This window comes from Streptomyces sp. NPDC005181, from assembly GCF_040608395.1.
GTDB lineage: Bacteria > Actinomycetota > Actinomycetes > Streptomycetales > Streptomycetaceae > Streptomyces.
The window spans coordinates 68,161-81,146 of the sequence record NZ_JBEXID010000001.1; the positions used below are offsets into that span (position 1 = coordinate 68,161).

Consider the following 12,986-nt stretch of genomic DNA (forward strand, 5'->3'; position numbering starts at 1 on the left):
CGTTGCCGGGGCCGCTCGCCCCTACGACGCCTTCGGCTTCTCGGCGTGTCCCGGGTGCGCCGGGTCGCCGGCCGCGAGCCGGTCCGCCCACATCAGCGCGTGGGCGTTGTACTCGTCGATCGCCGCACGAACCGCGTCGTGCTCGCCCAGCGTGATGGCCGCGACCAGGGCCGGATGGCCGTTCCAGAGCCAGTCCCGTACGTCCACGTCGCTGCGCAGATACGGCACGGCGAACACCCAGCACTGGACGCGCAGCCGGTGCAGGAAGTCGGTGATGTACGTGTTGCCGACGAGCGCGCCGAGCTCACGCCAGAAACGCAGGTCGTAGCCGATCAGGATGTCGAGGTCGCCGCAGCGCGCCGCCCGCGCGGCCTCGTCTGCCCTGCGGCGGACCGAGACCAGTGACTCGCGGTACTTCGCCGCCTGCGCGCGCGAGGGCGCGGGTCCGGAGAAGATGTCGCGGATGACTCCGTCCATGACCAGGGTGCGGGCCTCGACCATCGCCCGGTAGTCGGCCACGGTGAACTCGTGCACCCGGAAACCGCGGTGCTGATCGGAATCGAGCAGCCCCTGCGCGGAGAGGTCGAAGAGAGCCTCGCGCACGGGCGTCGCGGAGACCCCGTACTGCTCGGCGATCTGCTTGACGGTGAACTCCCGTCCCTGCTGCAAACGCCCGGCGAGCACCTCGTCACGCAGCGCGTCCGCAATCTGCTGCCGCAGCGTACTGCGGGTCACCGTTCCGCTCGCGCACATGGCGACCCTCCCTGTTCGGCTGCGGCCACCTTAAGCCAGGGCCGGTGTGCCCGGTTCCGGGCACAGGGAGGGGCGCCATACGGAATGCGTACGGATGCGTCGGACGGATGCGTCAGACGGTGTGCTCGTCAGCCACCGACAGGGCCACGTCCAGTGCCGCCAGTCCCTCCTTGGCCTCGGCCTCCGTGACGTTGCAGGCCGGAACGGCGTGGGTGCGGTTCATGTTGATGAAGGGCCACAGGCCGTTCTTCCTGCACGCCGCGCCGAAGGCCGCCATCGGAGCGTTGGCCTCGCCCGACGCGTTGTACGGGACGAGGGGCTCGCGGGTCTCCTTGTTACGGACCAGGTCCAGCGCCCAGAACGCGCCGAGGCCACGCACCTCGCCGACCGACGGGTGGCGCTCGGCGAGATCGCGCAGGCCGGGGCCGAGAACCGTCTCCCCGATGTGGGCGGCGTGCTCGACGACCTTCTCGTCCTCCATCACACCGATGGTGGCGACGGCGGCGGCGCAGGCCAGCGGGTGCCCTGAGTAGGTGAGTCCGCCCGGGTAGGGGCGGGTCTCGAAGGTGGCGGCGATCTCGGCGGAGATGGCGACACCGCCGAGCGGCACGTAACCCGAGTTGACGCCCTTGGCGAAGGTCATCAGGTCGGGCGTGACATCGAAGTGGTCGGCGGCGAACCACTTGCCGGTGCGCCCGAATCCGGCCATCACCTCGTCGAGGACGAAGACGATGCCGTACCGGTCGCAGATCTCGCGGACACCGGCGAGGTAGCCGGGCGGCGGCGTCATGATCCCCGCCGTGCCGGGGATCGTCTCCAGAATGATCGCGGCGATGGTGGCGGGGCCCTCGAAGGCGAGGGTGTCCTCCAGGTGCTGAAGGGCGCGGGCGCACTCCTCGGCCTCGGTCTCGGCGTAGAACGGCGAGCGGTACAGGAACGGGGCCCAGAACCGGACGACGCCCGCCGAGCCGTTGTCGGACGGCCAGCGGCGCGGGTCGCCGGTCAGGTTGATGGCCGTCGAGGTGGCGCCGTGGTACGAGCGGTAGGCGGACAGCACCTTCGTACGGCCGGTGTGCAGCCGGGCCATCCGGACGGCGTTCTCCACGGCCTCGGCGCCGCCGTTGGTGAAGAAGATCTTGTCCAGGTCGCCGGGGGTCCGCTCGGCGATGAGGCGTGCGGCCTCGGAGCGGGCCTCGATCGCGAATGCGGGGGCGAAGGTGGCGAGCTTGCCCGCCTGCTCCTGGATCGCGGCGACGACGGTGGGGTGCTGGTAGCCGATGTTGGTGTAGACGAGACCGCTGGTGAAGTCCAGGTAGCGGTTGCCGTCGTAGTCCCAGAAGTACGCCCCCTCGGCGCCGGCGACGGCGAGCGGGTCGATCAGGCCCTGGGCGGACCAGGAGTGGAACACGTGCGCACGGTCGGCGGCCTTCACGGCCGCACCGGCCGCGGAGTCGACCTGCGGAGCGTGGGATCCATGGGAGGCATGAGGGGTCATGCGGCGAGCGTAGGTCGTGCGGTGAGCGGCTCGACATGGCCATCTTGTATGGCGTGGGGCGGTTTGGTGAGCAGGGTGTCGGGTCGGCTGGCAGCGGTGTCCCGGCTGGGTCTTCCGCCGAACGCTATTCTCAAGCCGCATCGGCGGCGCGTCGCCGGAGGGGGAAGGACTGCACACCATGGACAAGCTCGGCTCCGGGGATCCGCAGCGCATCGGCGCGTACCGCCTGCTGGGTCGGCTGGGCGCGGGCGGCATGGGGCAGGTCTATCTCGCCCGTTCCGACCGGGGCCGTACGGTCGCGATCAAGCTGGTACGCCGGGAGCTCGCCGAACAGCAGGAGTTCCGCGACCGCTTCCGCCAGGAGGTGCAGGCCGCCCGCCGGGTCGGCTCGGCCTGGACGGCCCCCGTACTCGACGCCGATACCGAGGCCGCGGTGCCGTGGGTCGCGACCGGGTACGTCGCCGGGCCGTCCCTCCAGGCCACCGTCTCCGGTCACGCGGGCGCCCCGGCGCGTCCGGGTCCGGGGGCCTACGGTCCGCTGCCCGGGCGTTCGGTCCGCATTCTGGGGGCCGGGCTCGCCCGCGCACTCCAGGGCATCCACTCCGCCGGCCTCATCCACCGGGATCTGAAGCCGTCCAACATCCTGCTGACGATCGACGGTCCGCGGGTCATCGACTTCGGCATAGCCCGGGCACTCGACACCGTCACCGACGGAGGCCTCACCCGCACCGGCTCCCTGGTCGGTTCGCCCGGCTTCATGGCACCGGAGCAGGTGCGGGGTGAGCGGGTGACCGCGGCGTGCGATGTGTTCTGCCTCGGCTCGGTGCTGGCATACGCATCGACGGGCCGGCTTCCGTTCAGCGGGGCGGACAACGACGTCCATGCCCTGATGTTCCGGATCGCGCAGGAGGAGCCGGACCTGACCGGTGTCCCGGCGGACCTGGCCGGCCTCGTCCGGGACTGCCTCCTCAAGGCCCCGGCCGCCCGGCCGTCCACGGACGCGATCCTGGAGCAGCTGGTGGAGGACGAGGCGGCCGAACCGTGGCTGCCGGGCGCGCTGATCGCCCAACTGGGCCGCCATGCGGTGGAGTTGCTGGATTCGGAAGATCCGGAGGAGTCGGCGGGGGCGGTGGCGGCCGCAGGGCCCCAGGACGCGGTGCCTCCTGTGGGCAGCCCGCAGCCTCCGTCGGCCCCGGCGCCCGGCGCAGTGCACGCGCTGCCCACTGTGATCGGCCCTCAGCCCCCTGCACCCGGACCGGTCCCGGCCCCGGTCCCTGGGTTCGGACCGCCGCCGCCCGGACAGCCCGCCCCCGCGTACGGCTACCCGCAACTGCCCGCCCAACCGCACCCCGGTCAGGGCTACGGGTACCCGCAGCAGCACCCCGGCTTCGGCCCCACACCCCCGTACGGCCCGCTCCACCCCGCCGTCGCGCCCGGCGCGCAGCCCGCGCCGGCGCGGCGCGGCGTGGGGTCGACCATCGCGCTCGTCGCGGTCGCGGTGCTCGTCGCGATCGGTGCAGGCGGCTCGGTGTACGCGCTCATGAACGACGACGGCACGAAGCCCACCCCGTCGCCCGCCGCGTCCGCCTCCGACTCCGCCGCCCCGTCGGACTCCCCCACCCCCGACGACTCTCCGTCGTCCTCCACCGACCCGTCCCCCAGTGACGATTCGAAGAACGGCGACGGCCCCATCCCCGAGGCCTACGTGGGCACCTGGTCCGGCACCATCGACAACGCCGCAGGCCACTCCACCCGCGAACTCGTCATCCAGCAGGGCAAGGTGGGCCAGGCCGTCCTCACCCTCACCGCGGAGGGCCCGATCGACAGCGGTGGCACCTACCGCTGCGTCTTCCAGGCGGACCTGACCTCCGAGCCCTCCCCCGACGAACCGATCCGCATCGGCCCCTCCACGGTGACGCTCGGCGAACCCATGTCGTCCTGCACCCCGGGCAAGGCCACCACACTCACCCTGCTCCCGGACGGCACCCTGCGCCGCGAGAACACGGAGACCGGCGAGCAACTCACGTACACGAAGAGCGACTGACCCACCGCCGGACCGGTCCGGCGCCGGACCTCACGCCGTTCCGGTGCCGCCCGCGACGTCCAGCGTGCGGAACGCCAGCCACAAGTCGTAACGCGCGCTGGGGGTTTGGAGCAGAGAGCGTTGAAGCACGGCTTCGAGCCGAGTGAGGCGTTTGCGGACACCCGGTACCGAGATGCCCAACGCGGCTGCGGTCGGGCCGAGTTGGGCCTCGCACTTCAGCCAGGTGCGCAGGGTGGTCTCGGCCGCCGTACCGGTCGCGGCGAGCGGGCGCAGCTGCTCGGCCGCCCACTGGCGGACGGCGGGGCGCCGCAGGATCTCGTCCAGGGCGCCGACCGGTACGGGCTCCGTGGGCCGGACGGCACGTGCGGGTGCGGCCCGGATGCGCAGAGCCAGGTCGAGCGCTGCCTGATCGGCGACCCGGCCCAGGTCCAGGCCGAGCAGCTCGCCGATCAACCGCAGCCGGGCGGCAAGGGTGTTGCGATGGATCTTCAGGTGCTGCGTCGCATGCGACGAGAACGCCAGCAGGAGGAGAGGGTTGCCGCCAGCTCCTGGCTGCCGGGGTCCTGGCTGCGTCGTGGCAGGTGGGTGAGGAGCGGTGCCAGCAGGGTGTCGGCCCACTGCGCACCCGCGGCGCCGACGACCAGGGCCGGTTCCGGTGCCGAGCCGAACCGGGCGTGGCGCGCGGGCAATCCGCGGGCCACGGCCAGGGCATGGAACGCCTGCCGGTATCCGGTCGCCGTGTCGCTCAGCGGCACGTCCTCGCTCACGCCCACGACACAGTCGTCCACCACGGCGGCGACGTCGAGGCCGAGTTGCGGATCGGCACCGTCCGGCCCGGCGGGCACGACGAGGATCAGGTGGCGTGCGTACACCGGACACCGGACGATCCAGGACCGGCCGCCGGAAATGTCCGCGCACACCCGCACCACCTCGTCCCGCCGGCCGCCCGAGCACTGCACCACGCACACCTGGACGGGGTCCGGCAGCGTGGGTTTCAGCGCGCCCGCCACCTGATGGGCGATGGAGAGCTGGCCGGTCATCAGCAGATGCAGCACCGCTTCGCGTCCGCGGGACTCGGCGAGGTCCACACGGCGGCGTTTGCGTTCGACCGTCTCGGCCGCCCAGCACATGGTCAGGGGCATCGCCACATCGGCGAGGAGCGTGGCCAGTCCGTCCGGCAGCGGCCGGCGGGCGACGACGGCGAGGATCGGGGCCGGGGCGTCAGGAGTGCCGTCGAGGGGGAACAGCAGCGCGGTGTCCGGGCCCTTGTCGAGAGCGAAGGAGCGGGCGCGGAGAGCTGTCAGCTCCTTCACGCCCTCGGTGGCCAGCGCCAGGGCCGAGGCGCTCGTGAGGTCCGGGGTACGGGCCACGCCGCGCAGGACGGTGCCGTCGGTGTCGAGCAGTCCGGCCCAGCCGCCGGCCCGCCCCGACACCCAGCGCAGCAGCTCCTGCGAGCCGCCGACGCGGGCCAGGCGATGCATCCGCAGCACGTCGTCGGCACGTTCCCCTGCTCGCACCGGTCCCCTCGCTCCCTACCCGTCCTGCACTCCGCAGAAAAGCGGAGTGAAGCCTACCGGTTCGACTGTGCGGACTGATACCCCTGCAACGTCCACACAGTGCGAATTGAATCTCCCCGTCGTCTACCCCCAGCCCTAGAGTCCGAACGTCTTCCGAGTGCGTCGGGGGAACACGGGGGCCACACGGAACTCGGGGGACGACGGGGAGGCACGGCGGCAGCGACCCACGGGGGTGGTCGCTGTCGTCGGCCGCACCGGCCCGGGGCCGATTGTCAGTGGCACCGCCTAACGTCGGGTCATCACCTGGACCGACGGAGAAGGGCCCCGCCATGGAGTTCCGTATCGATCGCAGTGCACTGACCGATGCCGTGGCCTGGGCAGCCCGGGTGCTGCCTACACGCTCGCCCGTGCCGGTGCTCGGCGGGCTGCTGCTGGAGGCGGACGGCGGGTGGCTGCGGATCTCCGGCCTCGATTACGAGGCGTCCGCCTGTATCGAGGTCGAGGCCGAGACCGTACGGGCCGGGCGGGTGCTGGTCATGGGGAGACGGCTGCTCGATGTGTGCCGGGTGCTGCCCGAGAGCCCGGTGGTGTGCGCGGTGGAGGGTTCACGGTTCTCGGTGACCGGCGGCGGCGCCCGGTTCGGACTGTCGGTGCTGCCGCTCGACGACTACCCGGCGCTGCCGGCGCTGCCCGGGGTGCTGGGTGCGGTGGACTCGGAGGAGTTCGCCGCGGCCGTCGCCCATGTGACAGTGGCCGCGGGCCGGGACGACACACTGCCGACCCTCACCGGGATCCGGCTCGGGCTCGACGGCGACACGATGACGCTGGCCGCCACCGACCGGTACCGCTTCGCGGTGCGCACGCTCGCATGGAAGCCGGCGGTGGCGGACGTCTCGGCCGATGTAGTGGTGTCCGCCCGGCGCCTGACGGAGATCGCCCGCTCCTTCGGCCGCTCCGGCATGGTCAGCGTCGCTCTGGACGCCGGATCGGTCGGCTTCGAACTCGCCGGAATGCGCACCACGGTCCGGCTCCTGGACGGCCGGCTCCCCCGGCACGACAAGCTGTTCGCGATGGCGGACCCGACGACCGCGGTGACGGACCGGGCGCCCCTGGTCGAGGCCGTCAAGCGCGTCGCGGTGGTCGCGGACGGCGACAGCCCGCTCCACCTGACCTTCGCCGGCGACTCGGTGCTGCTGCAGGCGGGGTACGAGGACGATGTCGCGTCCCAGCGGCTGCCCGCCGTCCTGGCGGGCACCGATGAACTGACGGTCGCGTTCAACCCCTCGTACCTGATGGACGCCCTGGCCTCGTTCGACGCGCCGGCCGTCCAGTTCCACCTGATGGGTCCCGGCCAACGCGCCCTGATCACCGGCCGGTCGGCCGAGGACAGCCGGCCGGAGGCGGACAAGGGCGCCGCACCGCATCCGACGCACCGGCACCTGCTGATGTCGGTGAAACCACTGGTCTGAGGAAGACCGGAGCGGGGACGTGTCCAGGCCGTGGCCGGGCACGCCCCCGTCGGGCGGCGATCCACAGGCTGTGGATCAGTGGGTCAGTTCACCGGCTGATCAGCAGCTCAGGTTCGCGCCGGGGGTGGTGCCCAGGATCTGCACGAAGGCCTGGTACCGGTCGATGCGGCTCTGGACCTGGGCGGGGTTGCCACCGTTGCACTCCAGCGAGCCGTTGATGGAGCGGATCGTCTCGCCGAAGCCGGCGCCGCCCACCATGGCGTTGTGGGCGGTCATGGTGCCCGGACCGTTCTGGGTGTTCCAGTACCAAAGACCCGTCTTCCAGGCCACGGACGCGTTCTGCTCGACCAGGTACGGGTTGCCGAGCAGGTCGATGCCGAGTGCGTCGCCCGCTGCCTTGTAGTTGAAGTTCCAGCTGAGCTGGATCGGACCGCGGCCGTAGTACGCGGCCTGTCCGGCCGGGCAGCCGTAGGGCTGGCCGGTGTCGCAGTAGTGCGGGTAGTTGGCCGTGTTCTGCTCGACCACGTACACCAGACCGCCCGTCTCATGGCTGACGTTGGCAAGGAACGCCGCCGCCTCCTGACGCCTGACCGTGTCGCTGCCGGTGTTGGCGAAGCCCGGGTAGGCGCTCAGGGCCGCGGTCAGTCCGCTGTACGTATAGAAGGGGTTCCGGTTCGGGAACATCTGGTTGAACTGCGCCTCGCTGACGACGAATCCCGTCGGGGTGCCCGGATCCGTGCCGCCACCGCAGCTGCCCTGGTCCGCCCAGACGTCGGAACTGCCCGGCCGCTCGTTCTGCGTCCACCACTTCGCGGTCCAGTTGTGCCCGTTGTACGAGACCGCTCCGCCGCCCGTGTAGACGGACGAGGCGTTCCAGGGTGCCGCGCACTCGGCCGCCGAGGCGGTGGAGGCGGGGAGAACGACGAGCATCGCGACGACCGCGCCCAGCGCGGCCAGCATGCCCATGACGCGCCTCATCATGTGATCACTCCTTCGGCGCGGTGCACCGAACTCATCGGTGCACCGCTATGGGGGGTGACCGTCACTCAAGCGCCGCTGGTCTGCACCTGTCAAGGTCTAGACCAACACCGGGAGCCTTCCCGAAGAGGCGCCCCGATGCGCGTTCGCAGCGAATGCGCCGCGCCGGGGCGGCCCTCAACAGCAGTAATTCCGGAAGGAGTGCATCCGGATCACCGGCCGGACACACGGCCGGGCCCGAACCAAAAACCTCCCGGCCGTCCAGCATGCGGAACAACCGGCCGGCCGGCCCACCGAGGCCGACCGCTGCGCGAACGGCAGGCGAACGTCAGCCGAAAGGATCCGGCTGCCCACCCCAACTCCCCTATCGCACACATACGGTGACCCGAACCGGGGACCGGTACCGCACCGATGCGCCTACGTGCGTGCACGCGTTCGACGAGGGGAGCGCGAGAAAGCCGTGGAGTGGTTCAGCGCCGAGAACATCGTGGCCGTGTGCACCGCCGTGCTCGGTGTCCTGGCCTCCATCGGAGTGCTCTGGTACGAGCGCCGCGTACCCCGCCGCAAGCGCATCGGCTACCGGGTCCAGATGGACACCCCGATCGGCAGCGACGTCAGCGAGGGGCGGGCCAATGTCCGGCTCGGGCTCTTCAGCGAGACGCCCGACATGGCCGATGCCACGCTCGTCCTGCTGCGCGTCGAGAACGACGGCTCGCAGTCCATAGCCGACAACGACTACACGGGCCGTGAACTGCACGGACTGACCGTGGAGTTCACCGGCCGCACCGTACGCGGCATCGCAGTCACCCAGGCACCCGGCGCCGACCATCTGATGGAGCACTTCACCCCGGCGGGCGGGATGCGCCACAGCGGCCGGCTCATCCGGCTGCCGCGCGTCCCCCTCAACCGGGGCGAGCACTTCAAGCTGCTGGTGCTGCTCACCGGCTCGCACGTGGGCAGCCCCATCAGGATCACCGGCGGCATCCGGGACGGCGAGGTGACACCCAACACCGCTGTCCGTCCCGACGAGAAGCCCCCGATGTTCGGCCGGGCCGCCCGGCTCATCACCGTGGCACTGACCGTCTGCGTCGTCACCCTGGCCTCGATCATCCTGGTCCGCGACGACACCCCGCCCCCGATGGGCTGCGCCCGGGGCACCCTGGTGGTGACCGGCTCCACCGCCTTCGAACCGGTCGTGCGGGAACTGGCGCAGAAGTACGAGAAGGAGTGCGAGGGTTCCACCGTCACCGTCGATGCGCACGGCAGCAACGCGGGGATACGGGAGCTCGCCGACCGGGGCGCCACGGCCGGGAAGTCCGGCTCCCCCGCATTGATCGCCCTCTCCGACGGACCCAAACCGGACGGCTATCCGCAGCTGCGGGAGAACCGGGTCGCGGTCTCGCTCTTCCGCCTCGTCGTCAACGACCGGGTGCCCGTCAAGAACCTCTCCCTGGCCACCATCCGGAAGATCTACCGGGGCGACATCCGCAACTGGAAGGCGCTCGACGGGCCCGACCTGCCGGTACTCCTGGTCAGCAGGGACGCCAACTCCGGCACCCGCGAGGTCTTCCAGCGGCGCGTCCTCGGCCACAACGAACCCGCCCAGTCGTCCCGCGACTGCGCCACCAAGGACGACGCCGCGGCCCGGGTCATCCGCTGCGAACTCGACTCCACCGACCAGGTCCTGGCCACCGTCGGCCGGCTCGACGGCGCGATCGGCTACAGCGAGCTGCGCTCCGGAACCGCGCTGGAGGGGGCGCACCAGCTCGCCATCGACTCCACCGTCCCGTCCGTCGACACGATCGGCTCCAGCACCTACCCGTACCGGGAGATCGAGTACGCCTACACGTACGGCCAGCCGCCCGCCGACTCGCTGGCCTCCAGCTTCCTCGGCTATCTGAGCCGCGGCAACGGCCAGGACGTCATCCGTACGCACGGGCATCTGCCGTGCGCGACGCCGAAGGGGCTGCGGATCTGCGGGGAGGAGTGAATGCGCGGAGGGGGGCCGGGGCGCACCAGCCGCCCCGGCCCCCCTCCGCGTGGTCCCGTCCTACAGGAACGAGTTGATCTCGATGGTCTCGGTACGGCCGGGGCCGACACCGATCGCGGAGATCGGGGCGCCGGACATGTCCTCCAGCGCCTTCACGTACGCCTGCGCGTTCTTCGGCAGGTCGTCGAAGGTCTTGGCCTTCGTGATGTCCTCGGACCAGCCCGGCAGCATCTCGTAGACCGGCTTCGCGTGGTGGAAGTCGGTCTGGCTGTACGGGAGTTCCTCGACCCGCTTGCCGTCGATCTCGTACGCGACACACACCGGGATCTGCTCCCAGCCGGTCAGCACGTCCAGCTTGGTGAGGAAGAAGTCGGTGAGGCCGTTGACCCGGGTCGCGTACCGCGCGATCACCGCGTCGAACCAGCCGCAGCGGCGGTCACGACCGGTGGTGACACCGCGCTCGCCACCGATCCGGCGCAGCGCCTCGCCGTCCTCGTCGAGCAGCTCCGTCGGGAACGGGCCGGCGCCGACACGCGTGGTGTACGCCTTGAGGATGCCGATGACCCGACTGATCTTCGTCGGGCCCACGCCGGAACCGGTGCAGGCGCCGCCCGCGGTCGGGTTCGACGAGGTGACGAAGGGGTACGTGCCGTGGTCTACGTCGAGCAGTGTGCCCTGGCCGCCCTCGAAGAGGACGACCTTGCCCGCGTCGATGGCGTCGTTCAGGATCAGCGTCGTGTCGGCGACGTACGGCTTGATCTGATCCGCGTACTGGAGCATCTCCTCGACGATCTTGCCGGCCTCGATGGCGCGCCGGTTGAAGACCTTGGCGAGGAGCTGGTTCTTCTGCTCCAGCGCAGCTTCGACCTTCTGCTCCAGGATCGACTCGTCATAGAGGTCCTGGACGCGGATGCCGACCCGGTTGATCTTGTCGGCGTACGTCGGGCCGATGCCGCGGCCGGTCGTGCCGATCTTGCGCTTCCCGAGGAACCGTTCCGTCACCTTGTCGATCGTGACGTTGTACGGGGTGATCAAATGAGCATTACCACTGATCAGCAGCTTGGACGTGTCCACGCCGCGGTCGTTCAGCCCACTCAGCTCGGAGAGCAGGACAGCCGGGTCGACGACGACACCGTTTCCGATGACCGGGGTACACCCCGGTGAAAGGATTCCGGAGGGGAGGAGATGAAGTGCGTACTTCTGGTCGCCGACGACCACCGTGTGGCCGGCATTGTTGCCGCCCTGGTAACGCACCACATAGTCCACGGATCCACCGAGGAGGTCGGTGGCCTTTCCCTTGCCCTCGTCACCCCACTGAGCACCGAGCAGCACAAGTGCGGGCACAGGCGTACACCCCTTCCGGGCGGGGCATGTCCAAGGTCAGGGGGCGTACGTAAACGTCGTACATGCCGTACGACGATGTACGACGAAGCCTGAACCGTCGAACCGGGTGCCCCGGAATAGACGAAGCCCCTGGCGCAATAGCGCAAGGGGCTCTTGCACCAAGATGCTACCCGAGGAAGGACCGAGGTGTCGGCTGCCCAGCCCCCCGGCAATGGTGCGCACCAGTTGCTGGTGGTGATCGACCCGGTCGCCCGCCGGACCGACGGCGAGTCCGTCCGTATCGCGAAGGACGTGCTGAGCGCCGGTTCGCACGCAAAAATCTGCCTGCCGGACGGGCCCGAGGAGTTCGCGCGGGCCTTGTCCCGCCGGGGCGGTCGGCGTCCCGTGGTCATCGGCGACGACCGGACGCTGCTGCGCGCCGTGACGCTGCTGCACCGGGATCGGGAGCTGACCGGTGAGACGCTCGCGCTGATTCCGGTGGGCGCGGCGGCCGCGCTGGAACTCGCGCATTCGCTCGGTGTGCCCAGGGGTGCGGTGGCCGCGGCGCGCGCGGCGCTGGACGGAGCCGTGCGCCGGCTCGACCTGCTGGTCGACGACAGCGACGGTGTCGTCCTCGGCTCCCTTCACATCCCCGCCCTGCCCACGGCGCCGGGCGCCGCGACCGCGCACACGGGTGTCACGGCGGTCTGGGACACCTGCCGCTCCCTGGTCCGCACACTGGTCCGCCCCGCCCCGCCCACCTCGCCCGCCACACCTCGCACCCATCGACTGCGGGTCGAGACGGACGGGGTGGTGCTGAACGATCTGGACAGCCCGGTCGAATCGGTGACGGTGACCTCGCAGGGCGGCGACGGAGGCCTCGCGGACGTGGTCGTCCACACCGCGAAGGGTGAAGTGCTGACGGCGGAGGCCAAGGCGGTCACGGTCTCCGGCGCGGACTTCCGCTACCGGGCGGACACCCGGGTCGCCGGCCCGGTCCGGACGCGGACCTGGACGGTGCGGGCGGGTGCGTGGGGACTGATGCTCCCGGTGGCCGAGGGGTAGCGCCACACGTCGCGGGGCCGACCGTGCGCGGGCGCGGGAACGGGCGCACTCTGGTAAGAGGTCCCGGAGGTGATGGTCATGATGAAGACCGCAGTCGGATGGCACATCGAGCTGGAATTCGAGGAAGACAACCACCGCACCCGCGCCGCCGCCCTCGTACGGCTCCCTGACGGCAACGAGGTACGTGCGCACGGGTACGCCAGCCGCCACCCCTCCGACTCCCAGCAGCCGAGGGTCGGCGAGGAGATCGCAGGAGCCAGAGCAATGAACGAACTCGCGATGAACCTGCTGACCAAGGCGCACGACGAGATCGACGAGGCGTCCGGCCGGACGTCGCACCCGCTGGCCTGAG

General features: G+C 70.9%; 9 protein-coding genes and 1 pseudogene. 5 read left to right on the top strand and 5 right to left on the bottom strand.

What is annotated here, in order from left to right:
• Positions 1-21: 21 nt before the first annotated feature.
• Positions 22-753, bottom strand: a complete 732-nt coding sequence (locus ABZV38_RS00335) for a GntR family transcriptional regulator (RefSeq protein WP_356322938.1) — start codon at positions 751-753, stop codon at positions 22-24.
• Positions 754-865: 112 nt separating this feature from the next.
• Positions 866-2,248: an aspartate aminotransferase family protein gene (locus ABZV38_RS00340; RefSeq protein ID WP_356322940.1), complete on the bottom strand. Its 1,383-nt coding sequence runs from the start codon at positions 2,246-2,248 to the stop codon at positions 866-868.
• Between the two features lie 178 nt (positions 2,249-2,426).
• Between ABZV38_RS00340 and ABZV38_RS00345 the strand changes: the two genes are divergently transcribed.
• Positions 2,427-4,292 carry a protein kinase gene (locus ABZV38_RS00345; RefSeq protein WP_356322942.1) on the top strand — a complete coding sequence of 622 codons (1,866 nt, stop codon included), beginning with the start codon at positions 2,427-2,429 and terminating at the stop codon, positions 4,290-4,292.
• A 30-nt stretch (positions 4,293-4,322) separates the two neighbouring features.
• Here ABZV38_RS00345 and ABZV38_RS00350 read toward each other — a convergent pair.
• Positions 4,323-5,773 (bottom strand): annotated as a pseudogene (locus tag ABZV38_RS00350) (helix-turn-helix domain-containing protein).
• Between the two features lie 365 nt (positions 5,774-6,138).
• Here ABZV38_RS00350 and dnaN point away from each other — a divergent pair.
• Positions 6,139-7,278 carry a DNA polymerase III subunit beta gene (dnaN, locus tag ABZV38_RS00355; protein WP_356322944.1) on the top strand — a complete coding sequence of 380 codons (1,140 nt, stop codon included), beginning with the start codon at positions 6,139-6,141 and terminating at the stop codon, positions 7,276-7,278.
• Positions 7,279-7,377: 99 nt separating this feature from the next.
• Here dnaN and ABZV38_RS00360 read toward each other — a convergent pair whose 3' ends face one another.
• Positions 7,378-8,259, bottom strand: coding sequence for a glycoside hydrolase family 19 protein (locus ABZV38_RS00360; protein WP_356322946.1), 882 nt, complete (start codon positions 8,257-8,259; stop codon positions 7,378-7,380).
• A gap of 457 nt (positions 8,260-8,716) precedes the next feature.
• Between ABZV38_RS00360 and ABZV38_RS00365 the strand changes: the two genes are divergently transcribed.
• A complete protein-coding gene (locus ABZV38_RS00365; RefSeq protein WP_356322948.1) occupies positions 8,717-10,246 on the top strand; it encodes a substrate-binding domain-containing protein in 1,530 nt (509 codons plus the stop codon).
• A gap of 60 nt (positions 10,247-10,306) precedes the next feature.
• Here the strand turns inward: ABZV38_RS00365 and ABZV38_RS00370 are convergent, their stop codons facing one another.
• The gene (locus ABZV38_RS00370) at positions 10,307-11,590 is read right to left on the bottom strand and encodes an adenylosuccinate synthase (protein ID WP_356322950.1); all 1,284 of its coding nucleotides are present in this window, start codon (positions 11,588-11,590) and stop codon (positions 10,307-10,309) included.
• 186 nt (positions 11,591-11,776) lie between these two features.
• Between ABZV38_RS00370 and ABZV38_RS00375 the strand changes: the two genes are divergently transcribed.
• Together ABZV38_RS00375 and ABZV38_RS00380 are read left to right on the top strand one after the other, a co-directional pair.
• A complete protein-coding gene (locus ABZV38_RS00375; RefSeq protein WP_356322952.1) occupies positions 11,777-12,634 on the top strand; it encodes a diacylglycerol kinase in 858 nt (285 codons plus the stop codon).
• Between the two features lie 78 nt (positions 12,635-12,712).
• Positions 12,713-12,985 carry a DUF1876 domain-containing protein gene (locus ABZV38_RS00380; protein ID WP_355994427.1) on the top strand — a complete coding sequence of 91 codons (273 nt, stop codon included), beginning with the start codon at positions 12,713-12,715 and terminating at the stop codon, positions 12,983-12,985.
• Position 12,986: the final 1 nt, after the last annotated feature.